General features: G+C 50.1%; 19 protein-coding genes. 2 read left to right on the forward strand and 17 right to left on the reverse strand.

Annotation, left to right across the window (positions count from 1 at the left end; genetic code table 11):
• Nucleotides 1-261 precede the first annotated feature (261 nt).
• Entirely contained in the window at nucleotides 262-1,074 is an 813-nt protein-coding gene (locus ACTHTY_RS09790; RefSeq protein ID WP_440367444.1) for a cytochrome C assembly family protein, read from the reverse strand.
• Between the two features lie 182 nt (nucleotides 1,075-1,256).
• Here ACTHTY_RS09790 and ffh point away from each other — a divergent pair, with 182 nt between their 5' ends.
• Nucleotides 1,257-2,627, forward strand: a complete 1,371-nt coding sequence (gene ffh, locus ACTHTY_RS09795; protein ID WP_003684000.1) for a signal recognition particle protein — start codon at nucleotides 1,257-1,259, stop codon at nucleotides 2,625-2,627.
• A 165-nt stretch (nucleotides 2,628-2,792) separates the two neighbouring features.
• Here the strand turns inward: ffh and ACTHTY_RS09800 are convergent, their stop codons facing one another.
• From ACTHTY_RS09800 to ACTHTY_RS09860, 13 genes are all read right to left on the reverse strand, one after another.
• A complete protein-coding gene (locus ACTHTY_RS09800; protein WP_440367446.1) occupies nucleotides 2,793-3,488 on the reverse strand; it encodes a thiol:disulfide interchange protein DsbA/DsbL in 696 nt (231 codons plus the stop codon).
• A gap of 170 nt (nucleotides 3,489-3,658) precedes the next feature.
• On the reverse strand, nucleotides 3,659-5,770 hold the full coding sequence (locus ACTHTY_RS09805; RefSeq protein ID WP_440367448.1) for a TonB-dependent receptor: 2,112 nt from the start codon (nucleotides 5,768-5,770) through the stop codon (nucleotides 3,659-3,661).
• A 160-nt stretch (nucleotides 5,771-5,930) separates the two neighbouring features.
• Complete coding sequence (locus ACTHTY_RS09810) at nucleotides 5,931-6,464, reverse strand: alpha/beta hydrolase (RefSeq protein WP_440367450.1); 534 nt, start codon at nucleotides 6,462-6,464, stop codon at nucleotides 5,931-5,933.
• A gap of 10 nt (nucleotides 6,465-6,474) precedes the next feature.
• Complete coding sequence (locus tag ACTHTY_RS09815; protein ID WP_070608462.1) at nucleotides 6,475-6,819, reverse strand: hypothetical protein; 345 nt, start codon at nucleotides 6,817-6,819, stop codon at nucleotides 6,475-6,477.
• On the reverse strand, nucleotides 6,806-7,585 hold the full coding sequence (locus tag ACTHTY_RS09820; protein ID WP_440367451.1) for an exodeoxyribonuclease III: 780 nt from the start codon (nucleotides 7,583-7,585) through the stop codon (nucleotides 6,806-6,808). Before ACTHTY_RS09820 ends, ACTHTY_RS09815 begins: the two co-directional genes overlap by 14 nt.
• 45 nt (nucleotides 7,586-7,630) lie before the next feature.
• A complete protein-coding gene (gene argA, locus ACTHTY_RS09825; RefSeq protein WP_440367453.1) occupies nucleotides 7,631-8,944 on the reverse strand; it encodes an amino-acid N-acetyltransferase in 1,314 nt (437 codons plus the stop codon).
• Nucleotides 8,941-9,336, reverse strand: a complete 396-nt coding sequence (locus ACTHTY_RS09830) for an MJ0042-type zinc finger domain-containing protein (RefSeq protein ID WP_440367454.1) — start codon at nucleotides 9,334-9,336, stop codon at nucleotides 8,941-8,943. Before ACTHTY_RS09830 ends, argA begins: the two co-directional genes overlap by 4 nt.
• A gap of 99 nt (nucleotides 9,337-9,435) precedes the next feature.
• Nucleotides 9,436-10,077, reverse strand: a complete 642-nt coding sequence (gene pyrE / locus ACTHTY_RS09835; RefSeq protein WP_003682682.1) for an orotate phosphoribosyltransferase — start codon at nucleotides 10,075-10,077, stop codon at nucleotides 9,436-9,438.
• Nucleotides 10,078-10,222: 145 nt separating this feature from the next.
• Nucleotides 10,223-10,693, reverse strand: coding sequence for a 23S rRNA (pseudouridine(1915)-N(3))-methyltransferase RlmH (gene rlmH, locus ACTHTY_RS09840; RefSeq protein WP_440367456.1), 471 nt, complete (start codon nucleotides 10,691-10,693; stop codon nucleotides 10,223-10,225).
• Between the two features lie 162 nt (nucleotides 10,694-10,855).
• Nucleotides 10,856-11,575: a UMP kinase gene (gene pyrH / locus ACTHTY_RS09845; RefSeq protein WP_003708812.1), complete on the reverse strand. Its 720-nt coding sequence runs from the start codon at nucleotides 11,573-11,575 to the stop codon at nucleotides 10,856-10,858.
• A 217-nt stretch (nucleotides 11,576-11,792) separates the two neighbouring features.
• Nucleotides 11,793-12,647, reverse strand: a complete 855-nt coding sequence (gene tsf / locus ACTHTY_RS09850) for a translation elongation factor Ts (RefSeq protein WP_002223203.1) — start codon at nucleotides 12,645-12,647, stop codon at nucleotides 11,793-11,795.
• A gap of 123 nt (nucleotides 12,648-12,770) precedes the next feature.
• Nucleotides 12,771-13,499, reverse strand: a complete 729-nt coding sequence (gene rpsB / locus ACTHTY_RS09855; protein WP_002230071.1) for a 30S ribosomal protein S2 — start codon at nucleotides 13,497-13,499, stop codon at nucleotides 12,771-12,773.
• Between the two features lie 176 nt (nucleotides 13,500-13,675).
• Nucleotides 13,676-13,918 (reverse strand): hypothetical protein, encoded by a 243-nt coding sequence (locus ACTHTY_RS09860; RefSeq protein ID WP_063076190.1) that lies wholly within the window; start codon nucleotides 13,916-13,918, stop codon nucleotides 13,676-13,678.
• Between the two features lie 78 nt (nucleotides 13,919-13,996).
• On the opposite strand from ACTHTY_RS09860, the gene ACTHTY_RS09865 reads away from it, so the two are divergent.
• A complete protein-coding gene (locus ACTHTY_RS09865; protein WP_440367459.1) occupies nucleotides 13,997-14,590 on the forward strand; it encodes a 5-formyltetrahydrofolate cyclo-ligase in 594 nt (197 codons plus the stop codon).
• A gap of 74 nt (nucleotides 14,591-14,664) precedes the next feature.
• Here ACTHTY_RS09865 and ACTHTY_RS09870 read toward each other — a convergent pair whose 3' ends face one another.
• The 3 genes from ACTHTY_RS09870 to amgK form a co-directional block, all read right to left on the reverse strand.
• Nucleotides 14,665-16,119, reverse strand: a complete 1,455-nt coding sequence (locus ACTHTY_RS09870) for a KAP family P-loop NTPase fold protein (RefSeq protein ID WP_150538020.1) — start codon at nucleotides 16,117-16,119, stop codon at nucleotides 14,665-14,667.
• Nucleotides 16,120-16,247: 128 nt separating this feature from the next.
• A complete protein-coding gene (mnmG, locus tag ACTHTY_RS09875; protein WP_440367461.1) occupies nucleotides 16,248-18,143 on the reverse strand; it encodes a tRNA uridine-5-carboxymethylaminomethyl(34) synthesis enzyme MnmG in 1,896 nt (631 codons plus the stop codon).
• Between the two features lie 84 nt (nucleotides 18,144-18,227).
• Complete coding sequence (gene amgK / locus ACTHTY_RS09880; protein WP_440367462.1) at nucleotides 18,228-19,232, reverse strand: N-acetylmuramate/N-acetylglucosamine kinase AmgK; 1,005 nt, start codon at nucleotides 19,230-19,232, stop codon at nucleotides 18,228-18,230.
• Between the last annotated feature and the right edge of the window lie 24 nt (nucleotides 19,233-19,256).

A 19,256-nucleotide genomic window follows, 5' to 3' on the forward strand; every position in this document is an offset into this window, starting at 1 on the left:
TAACTAACTGTGTTATACTGTCTGCTTCGTTTTCTTCACCGCGTCAGCAGCGAAGAACCGAACTATACGCCCTCCAGCAAAACCAGTCAACACCTTTCGCAAAATTATTTCTAGAAATTTAACCACCACCCTGTTTTAACAGGGCTTTTATTTTATAAAAAACCCCAACAAACTTCCTACACAATCCAATACATACAAAAAAATACAAACTAAAGGCCGTCTGAAATGCTCTTTCAGACGGCCTGTTTACATGATTTCTATTTATCCAATACGTTGGAGGATAATTTCTAGGACGAATTTACTGCCCACATAGGCAAAAATCAGACTAACAAATCCAACAATAGTCCAAACGGCGGCTTTTTTGCCGCGCCATGCGGTCATACTGTGTTTCAGCAATAGTGCGCCATAAATCAGCCACGACATAATGCTGAAGATGGTTTTATGCGTGAAGGTCATCGGCTTGCCGAAAACGGTTTCTGCAAAAAACGTACCGCTGATTACGGAATAGGTCAATAAAACGAATCCTGCCCACATACCTTGGAACATGAGTTTTTCCAAACTCAATAATGGCGGCAAGAAGCTGACCAATGCGGAAAAACGGCGTTTGTGCAGATTGCGGTCGAGCAAAAGGATCAGGATGGCAAATAAGGTAATGATGCCAAACAATCCGTATGCGAGCAATGATGATGCGATGTGCGACAACGGCAATAAGTCTACAATTTGACGGCCTGAAAAATCACCCGGAAAAAGGAAACCCAACAATAAAGTCAATGCGGCACAGGGATACAATAAGAGTTGCACACCGCGCAGACAATAAAAGAAGCTGCCTAAGCAGTACATCATCAGCATCAGCCAAACTATCAGACTGAGCGAATAACCAAAACCGGTAATTAATACCCTATCCTGCAATACAGGGAACATCAATGCTGCGCCATGTACCAATAATGCGCCGCTCAAAATCAGCAGCTCGGTTTTCAGCGGGTAAGACTTATTATTGTGCTTTTTATGTTGCAACCAGGAAAATGCGCCCAATCCGGCATACACCAGCATAAGGCAGATTAAGACAATCGGCATAAATATCTTTCTCAATAGACATGTGAACACTTGATGGACACCCAGCCGAGTTTCAGACGGCCTTGGTGTGCGTGTTTGTGTTCTTGAAGCATAACTTCGGACTATCGTGTAAAATAATCCGAATTTTATTTTAACAAAGAATGCCCTGTATTGGGCAGCTATTCTCATTATCAAGGATAAGTATGTTAGACAACCTGACCAACCGCTTCAGCAAGGTACTTAAAAATATTCGCGGCCAATCAACGCTGACCGAAGACAATATTAAAGAAGCCTTGCGCGAGGTTCGTCTTGCCCTGTTGGAAGCCGACGTTGCATTGCCCGTCGTTAAAGAATTCGTCAACACAGTCAAAGAACAGGCCCTTGGCCAAGAAGTCGTCGGCAGCCTGACGCCTGACCAAGCCTTTATTGGCGTGGTCAACCAAGCCTTAGTCGAATTGATGGGCAAGGAAAACAAAACGCTGGACTTATCGGTTTCACCGCCTGCCATTGTTTTGATGGCTGGTTTACAGGGTGCCGGTAAGACAACAACCGTCGGCAAACTTGCCCGCCTGCTGAAAAACGATCAGAAGAAAAAAGTTTTGGTGGTATCTGCCGACGTTTACCGCCCTGCCGCGATTGAACAGCTGCGCCTGTTGGCCGAACAGGTCGGCGTGGACTTTTTCCCATCCGATACCAACCAAAAACCGGTTGAGATTGCAACTGCCGCTGTTGATTACGCCAAAAAACATTTTTACGATGTATTGATGGTTGATACCGCCGGCCGTTTGGCAATCGATGAAGAGATGATGAACGAAATCAAAGCGCTTCATGCCGCGGTCAACCCGGTTGAAACTTTGTTCGTTATTGATGCCATGTTGGGTCAGGATGCGGTGAACACTGCTCAGGCATTTAATGAAGCCCTGCCGCTAACCGGTGTCGTATTGACCAAGATGGATGGCGACTCGCGCGGCGGTGCGGCATTGTCCGTACGCCATGTAACCGGCAAACCGATTAAATTTATCGGCGTTGGCGAGAAAATCAACGGCCTCGAACCTTTCCACCCCGACCGTCTTGCCAGCCGTATCCTCGGCATGGGCGACGTATTGACCCTGATTGAAGACGTTCAAAAAGGTATTGATGAAGAAGCTGCCGCCAAAATGGCGAAAAAGCTGCAAAAAGGCAAAGGCTTCGACCTCAACGACTTTAAAGAACAAATCCAGCAGATGCGCAATATGGGCGGCTTGGAAAACCTGATGTCAAAAATGCCGGGCGAACTGGGGCAAATATCGAAACAAATCCCCGAAGGCACGGCCGAAAAAGCGATGGGCAAAGTAGAAGCCATCATCAACTCAATGACTCCAAAAGAACGCGCCAACCCTGCCCTGCTCAAAGCCAGCCGCAAACGCCGTATTGCAATGGGTGCGGGTACGACCGTGCAGGAAGTGAACAAATTGCTCAAACAGTTTGAACAAATGCAACAAATGATGAAGATGTTCAGCGGCAACGGTTTGGGCAAACTGATGCGCTTGGCCAAAGGCATGAAGGGAATGAAAGGCATGTTCCCGGGTTTGTAAGCCGATTTGACAGAAAACGCCGTCTGAAAAGTTTCAGACGGCGTTTTGTTTTGTATTCAAATTTAAAACCATAAGGCTTTAGCAACCATCTATTCTATAACGTCTAATATAAAAGGCCGTCTGAAATCCTATTTTCAGACGGCCTTTGCTCATTCAGCCTTCAACTTATTGCGGCTTTTTCTGCTCTTCGCGTACTTTGTCCACCAACTGGTCAATCGTGGTCATGCCGGACTGCCAGTCTTTAAATTCAACTTGGTATTTGCCGCCGACGATCACAGTCGGTGTGCCGCTGATTTGGAATTTATTGGTCAACTCTTCCATTTGAGCCGCACGCGCTTGGCTTTCAGGAGCCTCAAATGCAGCCAATACTTTTTTGCCGTCAAATGCAGTTTGCTCGGACAACCATTTTTTCAGGGTATCTGTGTCGGCCAAGTTGATTTTTTGGTTAACCATCGCATCGAAAATATGGCTGTTGGCTTTATCTGATTCACCGGCCATTTCCACTGCGGCCGCCAAACGTGCCAAAGGTTTCATTTCATCACCCCACACGACATGCTCCCGGCGCATATAGGTATCGTCTTTAAACGTTTTGATGTGCTCGCTCAAAACCGGCTCAAGATGGGCGCAATGCGGGCAGAAGTAGCCGAAGAATTCCAATACTTCGATTTTGCCGGCCTGTTGTTGCGGAATAGGCGTAGACAATACAGTGTAGTTCACGCCTTCAGTCAATGGGGCTGGCGCTGCCGGAGCAGATGAGCTGCTTTGGGCGCTGTCTGCCGGAACGCTGGTTTCCGCCTGTTTGCCGCAAGCGGCCAATACCAACAGGGTTAATGAGGTCAAGGCTAAGGTTTTCAGTTTCATAGGTATCTCTTTACATTCAAATCAATGGGCGGATTTTATGGCATTTTGTTGAAGGCGTGTTCAATTTGAGTGAAAAAATGTGTTTAGTTTTATTTCAGCCTTTATAAAAGGCCGTCTGAAATATGGCTTAGATCATAGCCTTATTTTCAGACGGCCTTTGCCTGATTTCATTAGAAACGGTAATTTACCCGAGCAGTATAGCCGCGCGGATTACCCGACATGGCATCCGAACGCCAATATTTTTGATTGAGCAGATTGGCCGCGGCAAAGGTAACGTTGACGTTTTTATGGTTCCAGCCAAGCATGGCGTCAACTCGGGCAAAGCCTGGAAGCGTAGTCACTTCTTTATTTCTTGAGTCGTAACCGTAGCGTTTGCCTGTACCGGTTACGCCGATTTCGCCGTAGAGGTTTTCGGTCGGGGTATAACGGAAAAACAGGTTGCCGGTAACGTTGCTGGTGTTATTCAAATGGATGCCCACTCGGTCGGGATTTTCTTTGTCTTCAACGACTTTCGCCTGCATCACGCCCAACGAACCGCGCAGATAGAGTTTTTTGGGAATGATTTGCCCGATGGCGGACAATTCCACGCCGCGCGAACGGTGTTTACCGCTGACTGCCCAAGTGTAGGGATCATTTTGCGCGTCGGGGCGGTAGCGGATATTGAAGCGTTCGATTTGGTAGGCAGACAACGTAGTGCTGAGGCGGTCGTCCAGCCAACTGCTTTTCACGCCGGTTTCGTATTGGCGGGTGTACTCGGGGTCGGCGTTGAACACGGCAGCAGACGACGTGTCGATACTCAAATAGCCGCCGCGTCCGCCATAAGGCGCGAAGCCTTTGTTATACGAGGCGTAAAGTGTGTGAACGGGGTTGATGTTCCACACTGCGCCGATGTTGGGGCTGAACGAGTGGCCGCTGTACTGGCGGCTGCTGCCGGTGAGTTTGTTTTCGGAATTAAAGGTGTATTTGTCGTAACGGCCGCCGAGGACGAATTTCAAATCGGGCGTGGCGGAGAAGATGTTTTGCACAAAGATGCCGTAGGAATCGGCCTTGTGTCGGTTTTGAGTGAGGACGGGTTGCAGCCTGCCCGAAGCCGGCCAGCTTGCGCGGTCGTAGGGATCGATGGAGGCGGAAAAGGTGCGGCTGTAACCCAATGTCGGGTTGCGGTGTTCGCGGCTGTAATCCATGCCTACGGTCAGGTGGTTTTCAAAACGGCCGATGGAGTAGTCGCCGTTGAGCGTGAAGTTGGACGACAGGGTTTTGTTGTCGGTCTGCTGCCAGGCATAGTTGCGTTTGATTCGGCTGCCGTTTTCGCTGCCCGCATAGAAATGGTCGAAATCCTGCGCCGCCGTGCGGTGGGCAAGCTGCCATTGGGCACGCCATTTGTCGTTGAAGGCGTATTCAAGGTCGGAACGCCAAACTTGCAGCTTGTCTTTGACAAAATCGTTCGGGTGGGCGAAACCCATGCGGTAAGGCAGTCCGAAGCGGTCGTACACGGATTTGGTCGGGCTGCGGTCGGGCGTGCGCTCCACATTGTCGTAGGTGTATTGCCCCGTCCATTTCAAGCCGTTGTCGAGTTTGACGGTAATGCTGGGCGAAACCATGACGTTTTTGCTGTCTATGCCGCTGCGGAACGAATTGGCGCGCCCGACTTCACCGGTAAGGCGGATGGCAACGTTTTTGTTCAGCACTTCGTTGATGTCCATATTCAGGCTGCGGTTTGCCCACGAACCATAAACCGCACCGATGTTGCGGCTTTGTTTGAAGTTGGCGTATTTGCTGACCATGTTGATGACGCCGCCGCCGTTGGTGCGCCCGTAAAGCACGGAGGACGGGCCTTTCAGGATTTCCACGCGCTCAATATTGGCAGTGCTGCGGCGCACTTGTCCGCTTTCGCGCACGCCGTCGCGGTAAATATCGGATGCATCGGCTTGGAAGCCGCGCAGGAAAATGCTTTCGCCGCGCATATCGTAGGCAGCATCAATGCCGGCATTGCCTTCGAGGATAGAACTCAAATCGTTCGTGCCGTAGTTTTTGTTTTTCTGGATATTGAGCGTATCGACAGTTTGCGGCGTTTCTTTGATGAGCTGTCCGTTGCGGGTAACGGCGGCTTCGTCGTAGTTGATGTAGCCTTTGAGTACACTGGTGTCGGACTGTCCGACCACGGAAACGGTAGGTAGCGTGGCGGTGTAATGTTCACCATTGTCCTGCGTATCGGCGGCAGCGACAGGGAAAGAAGCAATAATCAGCGTGGGTAATAAAGCCAAATGAAATGGTATTTGCATTTTTATACTCAATTTAACGAAACAACCGAATTATATTGCTTCATAAAAGAAATGAGAATAGTTTCTTTTAATTATATTTAACATGATATTTGCAAACAAAGGCCGTCTGAAATACATATCGGTTTCAGACGGCCTTCGTTTATTAATAGACATTTCTAAACTACTTATTCAACAGCATTTCCTGCATCAGCTTCATACCCCATTGCCAGCCGCCGAGTACGCCGTTTAACCGGCCGGAATGCGGCGATTGAAGCAGACGAGCGTTCCACCGGTTTGCCTGCTCTTGCGCCCAATCGCGTGGCGTGCCGTTTGTTTCGGCGATAACCAACGCTGTACGGCAAGGGCAGCGGACACGTTGAAACGTATGGATTTCGTCCTCGGGAAAAGCTTCTGGACGCGGCGAGACCAAAATAATATTGGTTAGGCGTTTTTGCGTCAGGATGTCGGCTTGATACAGCCATGCCAAAAATGCGGATATACCGGCACCATGAGCCACGACGGCAATATTTTTGCTCACAATATGGTCGAAGGCCGTCTGAATAGCGTGTTGCCATTCGGAAATGGTTTGCCGACTATCGGCTTCGGCAGTTTGAACAATCGGATAGCTGACCGCCCAGCGGTCTATCCACATTTCCGCTTCATCCGCATCGCGTATCAGAAACAGTGCCATTTCTTCGAGTTCGAAGCTCTGCATTTCAGACGGCCTATTTGAGCAAATCGTTGAGTGTAAATGCAATCAGCAATGCGGCAGGCACGCTGAGGATGGCACAAGTCGCCAGACAAAGTACGATGTTGGCCACCAGCCGCCAGCCCTTCCAAGCAAAGCATTTGGCCGCAATCAGCAGGCAAGGCAGGGAAAACAGCAGCCATACCAACGCCCATGTCGGATTGGCCTTGGTCGGCGCAACCCAGCCGGACATCCGCGCCAGCATAAACACCGCCCACACCAGCATAGGCAATACAAATGCCGCCACGACCCACGCCGCGCCTACGCCGGTTTTACCGTTTATATTCCAATCATATTTACCAAAAACCTTATTCGGCAACATAGTCATACTCCACAACTAAAGGGGCGTGATCTGAGAATTTTTCGTCTTTATAAACGTGTGCGGAAACAGCTTTGGCGGCCAACTCCGGCGTAACCATCTGATAATCGATACGCCACCCGACATCTTTCGCATATGCTTGTCCGCGGTTGCTCCACCATGTATAGCCCGGCACATCGGGATAAAGTGTGCGCCACATATCCGTCCAACCGAGTTTGTGGATGACTTTGCCTATCCATTCGCGCTCTTCAGGCAAGAAGCCCGAATTTTTCTGATTGCCCTTCCAATTTTTCAAGTCGATGTTTTGGTGGGCAATATTCCAGTCACCGCAGACGACGATGTCGCGCCCTTCGTTTTTCATGGCTTCGAGCATGGGATAGAACGCGTCCAAAAAGCGGTATTTCACTTGTTGGCGCTCTTCCGCGCTGCTGCCGCTGGGCAGATACAGCGAAATTACCGACAACTTGCCGAAATCGCAACGAACAAAACGGCCTTCCCTGTCAAATTCTTCAATACCCATGCCGATTTGCACATTGTCGGGCTTGCGTTTGCTGTACACCGCCACGCCGCTGTAACCGCGCTTTTCGGCGCAATGCCAGTAGCCGTACATACCGTGCGGATTTTTCATATCGTCTGACAGGTCGGCCTCTTGAGCTTTCAGTTCCTGCACACAGACGATGTCGGCACCGGAAGCGGTGATGTATTCATAAAAACCTTTTTTATAGGCGGAACGGATGCCGTTGACGTTGGCAGAGATGATTTTCAACATAAGATTTAAGTAATTTTTAAAAACGGATAATAAGATTGAAGTTTTTCAGACGGCCTGCAAGTCATAAACAAATACTTTGGAATTGCGGCCGTTGGCATTGTATTCCTGCCGGCGTTCGGCAGGCAGGTCATCGGCTGAGGCCGTCTGAAAGCCCCGTTCGACAAACCATTCGCCCGTGTGCGTGGATAAGGCGAAGAGCGTTTTGATATTTAAGGCGCGTGCTTTTTGAAACAGATGTTCCAACAGCAATTCGCCGTAGCCGCCATCACGCGCTTCGGGCGACACCACCAGGCAGGCCAATTCGCCGCAGTCCGGTTCGGAAAAGGTTTTCAACGCCACGCAGCCGTAAATGTTTTGATCGTGTTCCAATACGGAAAAACTAGAAATATGGTTTTCCAAATACTCGCGGCTGCGGTGTAACAAGATGCCTTGTTCCGCCAACGGACGGATTAAGGCGATGATGTGCGGAATGTCGTCGCTGCGTGCCTGACGGATGGAAACAAACGGCTCACGGGCAATAGATGTACCGCTGCCCTCGCGGGTAAACAGCTCGCGCAACAGGCTGCCGTCTTCACGGCCGTTGAGAATCTGCACCCGCGATACGCCGTTTTCCAACGCACCTACCGCTGCATGCAACAAATCGGCCGGCGCATCGGGATTATCGTGTATCAGCTCCTGCACTTCACCGACAGACAAAGTATTGGCCAAAGAGCCGTCGGCACGACGGATACCGGCTTCTTCGGTCAAGAAAACCAGCTTCTCCGCCTGCAAAGCCATTGCCACTTCCTGAGCGGTTTCACACATACTCAGATTGAAGGTTTTGCCGCTGTACGAATGCCCCAAAGGGCTGATCAGCACCACGGCGCCGCCATCTAAGCGCAAACGGATTTCTTCTGCGTCGATTTTGCGGACGGTACCGGTATAGCCCATGTCCACACCGTCGATAACGCCCAACGGACGGGCGGTAATAAAGTTGCCGCACGCGATAACCGGCGGCTTGCTCCGTTGCGGTGCGGATACGCTGCTGAACAAGGCGGCTTCGACATCGCTGCGGATAATCCCCGCCACCTGCTTCACTTCCATCAAAGTTGCTTCATCGGTAATTCGTCGGCTGCCGCTGTATTTCGGAACAAAATCCCGACCCGAAGCCAATTTGTCGAGCAAATGCCGCGAACCATGTACCAAGACCAAACGCAAGCCCAAGCTGGCCAACAGATTCAAATCTGCGGCCAAACGAATCAAGGTTTCGCCTTCCAACAGGCTGTCGGTCACGCCGACCACCATAGTTTTACCGCGCAAATATTGAATATAGGGCGCGGCTTCGCGAAAGCTGGCAACAAAATGGGCGATGTTACTCATAGCAGGGCAAGATAAAAGAGTTGCATAATCAAAACCGTCAGCGCAATCAGCGATGCCAAAGTCCAGTTGAAACCGTCCTTGCGCGTTTTGACCGCCGCCTGCCCTTCCGCTTTGGATTCTTCCTTGAGCGCGCTGTTGAGCAAATCGGAAATTTCTTTGCGCGAGAGTTTGGAATGCTTGAGAATTTGCGCACCGATGTTATGTACGAGGCGCACATCCGTTACCGCCACAGGCAGATGGGCCGGATCGGCCGGCAGGTTGCCCGACAGATAATCCTTGGCCTTAAACATCCCCGAACAACGCGTGCAGACCACGAAACCCTGCGCCACGTTCAACTGGGCATCTTTCACCCAATGCGGTGTTTTACAATGAGGACAAGAACAAGCAGGCATGAGTATTTTCCGTAAGTGTATTGAATCAAAAATATATTTTAGCCAATGCTTCAGGCCGTCTGAAACAGTTTTCAGACGACCTGAGCATGATGTTATGGTTTAAACCGCGCCGTAACGTTCGCGATAGGCTTTGACCGGCTCGAAGAAGCCGCCAAATTCGGCATTGTTTTGCAAGAGCGTGAATAAGTCATTCAGGTTGGCAATCGAAACCACCGGCAGGCCGTATTGTTTTTCGACTTCCTGCACCGCCGACAATTCGCCCGTACCTTTTTCCATGCGGTCGAGCGCAATAGCCACTGCGGCAGGCGTTGCGCCTTCGGCCTCAATCAGTTTGACCGACTCGCGCACAGATGTGCCGGCGGAAATCACATCATCGATAATCAGCACGCGGCCTTTCAAAGGCGCGCCCACCAACACACCGCCCTCGCCGTGGTCTTTGGCTTCTTTGCGGTTGTAGGCAAACGGTACGTTTACGCCTTTTTCCGCCAACATCATCGCTGTTGCCGCCGCCAAAATAATGCCTTTATAGGCTGGGCCGAACAGCATATCGAACTTCACGCCGCTGGCAATAATGGCTTCGGCGTAAAACTTCGCCAGTTGCAAAGTCGATGCGCCGTCATTGAACAAACCGGCATTGAAAAAATAAGGCGACTGACGGCCGGCCTTAGTTGTAAATTCGCCGAATTTCAACACGTTTTGTGCCAAAGCGAATTTGAGGAAGTCTTGACGGAAATCGGACATTTGGGTTCTCTCGAAAGATGTTGATTTATCAAAGAAACGATTATAAAGGATTCATGCGGAAAAATCAGGCCGTCTGAAAACAGGTTCAACCCTGCTTTTAACCGACAAGGCGGCATTACCGTCTTATCCCAGCACTCAAAGCGGACTACTCCCGATGATACGGATGATTGTGCAAAATCGAAACGGCGCGATAAAGCTGCTCGGTCAGCAAAACGCGCACCATGCCGTGCGGCAAGGTCAGGCTGGAAAGGCGCATCATCATGTTTGCCTGCTGTTTCAAACGGTCGGTCATACCGTCTGCGCCGCCGATAATAAAGCAGACGTGTTCGCCATTTTGCTGCCAGCTTTTCAAGTGTTGCGCCAATTCGACCGAAGTCGGCGCTTTGCCACGCTCGTCCAATACCACCAAAAACGCGCCCTGCGGTATGGCTTCCAACAGGCGTTTTTCTTCAGCCGCCATGCCCTGAGCCGCATTCACACCCGCGTCGCGTTTCTCTGGCTTGATTTCTTTCAGCGCATAATTGACATCGCGCCCGAAGCGTTTGGCGTACTCGCCGACGGCTTCATCCACCCAACGCGGCATTTTCGTGCCGACAGCCAAGACGGTGATATTCATGGGGGTATCCTTTTGTTATCGAATTGTTGGTTGGGCACTATGATCAAGCAAGCCCTTAACCTGTTCAAGCCATGGGAACTGCCCTCGCAACCGACTGAAAATAAAAGGCCGTCTGAAAGCCGAATGTATCCCGTTCGGCTGTTTCAGACGGCCTTTCAATGATTAGCAGTGAACCAGTGTACCTTCGTTTTCGCCGGTTACCACGCGTTTGAGCGAGCCTTCTTTAGCAATGCCGAATACCACGATATTGAGTTTGCGTTCGCGGCAGAGGGCGAAAGCGGTGGCATCCATCACTTTAAGGTTTTTCAACAAGGCTTCGTCAAAAGTAATGGTTTCGTAGCGTGTTGCAGATGGGTCTTTTTTCGGGTCTGCGGTGTACACGCCGTCGACGTTGGTGGCTTTGAGCATCACGTCGCAGTTCATTTCCGCACCGCGCAATGCGGCGGCAGTGTCGGTCGTGAAGAACGGGTTACCGGTACCGGCGGCGAAAATCACAACTTTGCCTTCTTCCAAATATTGAATGGCTTTAGGACGGGCGTAAGTTTCAGCGATTTGCTGCATAGACAGTGCGGATTGTACGCGCGCTTTGATGCCCAAAGTTTCAAATGCGTCTTTGAGTGCCAACGCGTTCATCACGGTTGCCATCATGCCCATGTAGTCGGCAGTGGCGCGGTCCATGCTGCCTGCTTGTGCAGATACGCCGCGGAAAATGTTACCGCCGCCGACAACGATACCGACTTGCACGCCCATTCTCACGATTTCGGCAATTTCGCCGACAGTTTGAACGATGGTATCGTGATTGATGCCGAACGGATCGGAACCCATCAGGGATTCGCCGGAGAGTTTCAGTAATACGCGTTTGTATTTGATTTGCTGTGTCATGGGATACCTTGCTTTCTTGAATGTCGTCGGTCGGAGTTGGGCCGTCTGAATTTCAAACGGTCGGAATATTAATGATAGAGTGTGTCGGTTTATTATTGTTTTGTTTTCAGACGGCCTTTATATTCGGTCGCCTTAAAATAGGTACTGTAAACGGTTTTCTCAAAAAAAAGCACCCTGATTCGTTTGGAATCTAGGTGCTTTCTTTTTCATAAGTGCCTTACACTTTAGCAGCGGCAGCAACTTCGGCTGCGTAGTCAACAACAGCTTTCTCGATACCGTCGCCTACTTTGTAGCGTACGAAGCTGATCACTTCAGTGCCGTTTTCTTTAGCGAATTGGGCAACAGTTTGGTCAGGGTTCATCACGAACGCTTGGCCGTTCAGAGTGATTTCAGCCAAGAATTTGCGGATACGGCCTTCAACCATTTTAGCGGCGATGTCGGCAGGTTTGCCGGAAGCGATAGCTTGTTCAGTGTAGATGTGGCGTTCTTTTTCAACAGTTTCAGCATCTACTTCGGCTTCGCTTACGCATTGTGGTTTAGCGGCAACGATGTGCATACCGATTTTGCGTGCTACGTCTTCAGAGCCTTTGTACTCAACCAATACGCCTTCGGTAGCCAAAGCACCGTGGATGTAGGCAACCAGTTGGTTGGCAGTGTCAATCACTTGGAAGCGGCGAACAGACATGTTCTCGCCCAATTTAGCGATGATGGCTTTGCGTTCTGCTTCAACCAGTTCGCTCAGTTCTTCAACAGAAGCCGGTTTTTTCTCGGCAGCAGTTTTCGCAACGAAGTTGGCGAATTCTACGAAGCCGGCATCTTTAGCAACGAAGTCGGTTTCGCAGTTTACTTCAACCAATGCACCGACATTGCCGTTGATCGCGTAAGCCAATACGCCTTCGGCAGCAGTACGGCCAGCCAGTTTACCGGCTTTCGCACCAGATTTAATACGCAGGATTTCTTCGGCTTTGTCGAAGTTGCCTTCAGCTTCAACCAAGGCTTTTTTGCATTCCATCATGCCCAGGCCGGTAGCGGCGCGCAGGTCGGCAACCATTTTTGCAGTAATTTCTGCCATTTTGAATCTCCTAGATTTTTGGGAACACGGCCATTGCCGTGTTTGGAAATAGTGGCCGTCTGAAACGGATTTCAGAACGGGATTTGAGAAAAGGGGCATAACGCCCCTCTTCCGTGTACCGAATTACTCGGCAGCAGCTTCTTGGGCAGCGGCTACAGTTTCTTGCAACGCTTGGTTTTTGCCTTCCAAAACTGCGTCAGCGATGCCGCGGCAGTACAGGCGGATAGCTTTAGCGGAGTCATCGTTACCAGGGATAACGTATTTCACGCCGTCAGGGCTGTTGTTGGTATCGACTACGGCGATAACAGGGATGCCCAGTTTTTCAGCTTCAACCAGAGTACCTTTTTGGTAGCCGGTATCGATAACGAAAATCGCGTCAGGCAGGCCTTTCATGTTTTTGATACCGCCCAAAGAACGTTCCAGTTTTTCAACGTCGCGTTGCATTTCCAGAATTTCTTTTTTGTTGAAACCGCCTTCAGCAGCGTTTTCCAGGGCAGCAGTTTTTTCTTCCAGGCGTTTGATGGATTGCTTAACGGTTTTGTAGTTAGTCAGCATACCACCCAACCAGCGGTAATCAACGAAAGGCATACCGGCACGGGTAGCTTCTTCGCGGATGATGTCGCGGGCTTGGCGTTTGGTACCTACGAACAATACTGTACCTTTGTTAGCAACCAGACGACGTACGGCTTCTTGCGCCTCTTGGAACATTGGCAGGGTTTTTTCCAAGTTTACGATATGGATTTTGTTGCGCGCACCGAAAATGTATTGAGCCATTTTCGGGTTCCAGAAACGGGTTTGGTGACCGAAGTGAACACCGGCTTCAATCATCTGACGCATAGTAATTTGAGACATGTTATTTCCTTGAAAGGGTTAAAGAGCACACATTCAATCGCATAGAACTTGATAGGCGGCGCCTATTGTCAAGCACCCTTCGGCGAAAGTGGGCATAAGTTTAAAAAATAAAAGAGTGTTTCCGAAATGGAAAACTGACGGATTATAGCGGATAAGAGGCCGTCTGAAAAGGGATTTTATACCTTTCCGTCCTGTTTTTCATCCGCCTGTACCGCCTTTTGGCGGGCCGCTTCAAACTCCGCCTGCTCCTGCCGTTTCATCAGGCGGTTGCGGCGGCGGATGGTCACGACGAAGACCGTGAACACAGTGGGCAACACTGCCCAAAAAACCAAATAAATCAACGCGCGTGCAATACTAGGCTGCGCGGCGGAAAACATCACGGCAACAAAAAGATAACCGATGGCGACAATGTGCCACATTGTGTGCGTCCTGTTTGAATGTTAACAAAATCGTTATAATCGCAACATTCTACCGCAATCCCGAAAGGCCGTCTGAAAATGAGGAATCCCGACAAATCGGCATTACGCAAACAGTTCCGCCGTGCACGCGCCCAAATGAGCGCCGACGAACGAAACGCCGCCACCGAAACCATCAGCCGCTTGCTCAAACCCTACATCAAAAAAGGACGGAAAATCGGCGTGTATTGGCCTATGGGCAAGGAATTGCGTTTAGACGGCTTTGTCCGTGCCGCACAAAAACGCGGCGCAAAACTCTACCTGCCCTATATCGAACCGAACACACGGCGGATGTGGTTCACGCCTTATCCTGGCAACGGAGTAAAACAAGAACGCAAACGCGGCCGCGCCAAATTAAGCGTTCCCCAATTTACCGGCAAAAAAATCCGCGTCCACCAACTCAGCCTACTGCTTGTCCCCATCGTCGGCATCGATAAACGCGGCTACCGCCTCGGACAAGCCGGAGGCTATTACGACGCCACTCTCTCCGCCATGAAATACCGCCTGCAAACCCAAACCCTGGGCGTAGGCTTCGGCTGCCAACTAACCGACACCCTGCCGACCGAACCCCACGACATCCCCCTAAACGGCTTTGTCTCCGAGCTTGGTGTATTGAAATTCAGACAGCCTCAATAGGACAATTGTCAGTTTATTAAAATGATTAAAGGCCGTCTGAAACCTAATTTTAGGGTTTCAGACGGCCTTTAATTTTATTGTGGCATTCGCTCAAGACTGAGCACTCGGAAAGTATTTTTCAAAACAGAGAAAACCCCATCTATGCCACAATAATCAAGATTTACATTTCTAAGAAAAAGATTATTCACATGCATTTGCCAATACTCTTGGTCATCAGATATTCGGAAAACAAAAGTAGGATCTTTAACTTTACTAAACATAATAAACATCATAGCAATAACATCTGCATAATTAACATTCGATTCATCCATTGGTTTTTTAGGCAGAATTTGGAAATTGAATAATTGACAAGGATCCCCAGCAGCAACATGATTTTCATTGATATTCTTAATTAATTCAGGATGAAAGCAAAAGATAAATATACCTGTAATAACTAATAATATATTTTCCCACCGCACCTTATTACTTAATCCGCCACTTAAAGAATGGTATATTTCCAAAAATCGAACTAATCGCTCCGTCTCTCTAAGAGATATGTTAGTTCGTTTAATCATATCGCAGGTAAAATTCTTTATTTTCTCATTTTCAATTAACTCTTTTAATTCATTAAATATTCTACTGTTTCTTAGCAATGGTTCAAAATATTGAACAGCAACTATGGTTCCCTGCGCCTCATTTTGATCTAAAACCTTATCTGGCAATGCAAAGCTATATTTCAAAAACTTATCCAAATATTTCTGCGCATCCACCTCTGCACCATACCGATGATTAATCGCCGCGCACAGTTGCTTGGTATTCGTAACCAGCACGACTTTGACGTTTTCAATATCAAAGACGTGCTTGATAACTTCCAGCATATCAACCGCATAATCGGGACGGCAACGATCGAGTTCGTCGATAAACAGGATAATCGGTTTGTCCTCTGCCAATTCTTTCATGCAGGATTTGAGCGTTTCCAGATTTTTTTCTGCTTCAATTTGCTCTTTCAATAAAGCCTCAACGGTTACATCAATAGTATGGTTGGCGATTATGTTAGCGGTATCGGTTACGGTTTCAGCAACACTCCTCGCTTCTTGGTCGTCATTCATTATCTGTTGAAGCTCTTCTGCCAAATCGTCTGTATTTTGCTTCAGGACATGACCCATTGCTGCCTTAAATATGGTTTTTATTCCGAATCCAGCTACTTTCGCAATTCTATTAGTGAAACTTTTGCGTTTTTCAGACGGCTGACCATCAGTATCTTCAGGCGTACAGGTTTTGATGATTTCGGCAAGCAATGCCAGTAAAGGCTCTCCGCTATGATCGGAGCGGAAGGCATCGATATAGACGGGCTGGAAATTGGGATGTTGCTGCATAAGCCGAACCAGCTTTTGGCAAAATTCGGTTTTACCCGTTCCCCAACCACCGTCGATAACCATAGGAGAAAGGTCGATGGGCGATGTCAACAGCCTGATGATGTTCTCGGCTATCGGCTTACGGTTAAATTCATCATGTGTAGCAAAAGTTTTTTCTAAAGATTGAGTTTCCATATTATCCCTTTGTCTGTCATAGGTTTTGTGTAACGTATTTTACTCTGTCATCAGTTTTTATGTTTTTGTTCTTTTAAATTCAAAAAGGCCGTCTGAAACTTTCAGACGGCCTTTATTCAAATTAACCCTTACTTGGCATCTTTAAACCCGCGCTTCAAATGCACCATCAGCAATGCCACCGCCGCAGGCGTTACGCCGGAGATGCGGCTGGCTTGGCCGACGGTTTCGGGTTTGTGCTGGTTGAGCTTTTGCTGCACTTCTGCCGACAAACCTTTGACTTTGCTGTAATCGATGTCGTCGGGCAGCTTTAAGGTTTCGATGTCGCGGCGGCTGTCGATTTCTTCGTTTTGGCGGTCGATATAGCCTTGGTATTTGACTTGGATTTCGACTTGTTCGACCACGCTGTCGGCAAGTGCGGTTTCAGGTTGTGCGTCAGGCAGGGTCATCAGCGTGGCGTAGTCGAGGTTCGGACGGCGCAAGAGGTCGTGCAGGTTGGCTTCGCGGCTGAGTTTTTGTCCGAATACGCGCAGCTGCTCTTCTTCGGCGAGTTTTTGCGGCGTGTACCACGTTGTTTTCAAACGTTGGATTTCGCGTTCGATGGCTTCGCGTTTTTCGTTGAACATGCGCCATTGTTCTTCACCCACCAAGCCGATTTTGTAGCCGTCTTCGGTCAGGCGCATGTCGGCGTTGTCTTCCCTGAGTTGCAGGCGATATTCGGCGCGGCTGGTGAACATTCGGTAAGGCTCGTTCACGCCTTTGGTAATGAGGTCGTCCACCAATACGCCGAGATAGGCTTGTTCGCGGCGCAACAGGAGCGGATCTTGTTCACGGATGTATTGCACGGCATTTGCACCGGCGAGCAGGCCTTGCGCGGCGGCTTCTTCGTAGCCGGTCGTGCCGTTGATTTGTCCTGCGAAGAAGAGGCCTTGGATGGTTTTGGTTTCGAGGCTGGCTTTGAGGTTGCGCGGATCGAAATAGTCGTATTCGATGGCGTAGCCGGGGCGCAGGATATGGGCGTTTTCCAAACCTTTCATGCTGCGCACAAGGGCGATTTGAATATCGAACGGCAGGCTGGTGGAGATACCGTTTGGATAGTATTCGTGCGTGGTCAGGCCTTCGGGTTCGAGGAAAATCTGGTGGCTGTCTTTGTCGGCGAAGCGGTTGATTTTGTCTTCGATAGACGGACAATAACGCGGGCCGACGCCTTCGATTTTGCCGGTAAACATCGGGCTGCGGTCGAAGCCAGAGCGGATGATGTCGTGGGTTTGCGTGTTGGTATGCGTAATCCAGCAGGACACTTGGCGCGGGTGCATATCGGCGCTGCCGCGTACGGACATTACGGGAACGGGTGTGTCGCCGGGCTGTTCGGTCAGTTGGGAGAAATCAATCGTGCGTCCGTCGATGCGCGGCGGCGTGCCGGTTTTCAGACGACCTTGCGGCAGGTTCAATTCGCGCAAACGTCCGCCCAGCGATTTGGCGGCGGGGTCTCCGGCGCGGCCGCCTTCGTAGTTTTCCAAACCGATGTGGATTTTGCCGGACAAAAACGTGCCTGCGGTCAGCACGACGGCGCGGGCTTTAAATTCCACGCCCATCGCGGTCATCACGCCGCTGATGCGGTCGCCGTCGAGCGTTACGTCTTCGACGGCTTGTTGGAAAAGGTCGAGGTTTTCTTGGTTTTCCAACATTTCGCGGATGGCGGCTTTATATAGGATACGGTCGGCCTGCGCGCGCGTGGCTCGCACTGCCGCGCCTTTGCTGGCGTTCAAGCGGCGGAACTGGATACCGGATTTGTCGGTGGCCAAAGCCATTGCGCCGCCCAATGCGTCGAGTTCGCGTACGAGGTGGCCTTTGCCGATACCGCCGATGGAGGGGTTGCACGACATTTGGCCGAGGGTTTCGATGTTGTGCGAGAGCAGCAGGGTTTGCGCACCCATGCGTGCGGCGGCAAGTGCGGCTTCGGTACCGGCATGGCCGCCGCCGACGACAATCACGTCGTAGGTTTTGGGGTAAATCATGTAAGTCATTTTTATGTGTTCTGTAAAGGTTTCAGACGGCCTTTTGTTGATCAGGCCGTCTGAAAAGTGGAATCAAATCTTAGAAAACCAAGCTTAGAAGGTATAGCCTGTTTCCAATTCGTCATCGCCGACCAATTCGACCAGCAACGCATAGAGCGGCGCCAAATCGTTGTAACGGCGGGATACGCGGCGCAAATAGTTCAAGAAGCGCGAGATTTCAGGACGGTATTTGTCTTTGCCGTCGCGGTAGTACAGGCGGGCAAAAATGCCGGCTACTTTCAAATGGCGTTGTACGCCCATCCATTCAAACCAGCGGTAGAACTCGTCAAACTCGGCAGGCACGGGCAGCTGGGCAGCGCGTGCTTTTTCCCAGTAGCGGATGACCAAGTCCAATACAAATTCTTCTTCCCATTCGATAAACGCATCGCGCAGCAGCGACACCAAATCATAGGAAATCGGGCCGTAAAGCGCGTCTTGGAAGTCCAACACGCCCGGGCGGCCTTTTGCCAGCATCAGGTTGCGGACGATAAAGTCGCGGTGGACATACACTTTGGGCTGCGTCAACAAGGGCGGCAGCAGCGTATCGACGGTTTGCTGCCACAACTGGCGTTGCTTGAAGGTCAACTCGCGGCCCAATTCTTTGGCCACAAACCATTCGGGGAACAAGTTAATCTCGCGCAGCATGACTTCGCGGTCGTATTCCGGCAGTTTGCCGGGTTGGCTGGCTTTTTGCAGCTCGATCAGTTCGTCGATGGCTTCGAGCAGCAGGGCTTTATGTGCGGTTTCACTGTTTTCCTGATTCATGGCGGTCAGGAATGTGGTATTGCCCAAATCGTTCAACACCATAAAGCCCAACGCTTCATCCACATGAAGCACTTGCGGCACATTGACCATGTTAAACAGTTTTTGCACTTTCAAATACGGCGCAACACTCATCTTCTCAGGAGGCGCATCCATACAGATAACGGTCTGGCCGTCTGAAAACGTCGCACGGAAATAACGGCGGAAGTCGGCATCGGCTGCCGCAAAGCTCAATTCGAACGGCTGGTTCGGGTAAACAGACTCCAGCCAGTTTTGTAATTCGGTTTGTCGTTGCATAGCGGTATCGCAGAATTTCAGGTT

It is taken from the genome of Neisseria sp. P0019.S002, assembly GCF_051957155.1.
Classification (GTDB): Bacteria; Pseudomonadota; Gammaproteobacteria; order Burkholderiales; family Neisseriaceae; genus Neisseria; species Neisseria perflava.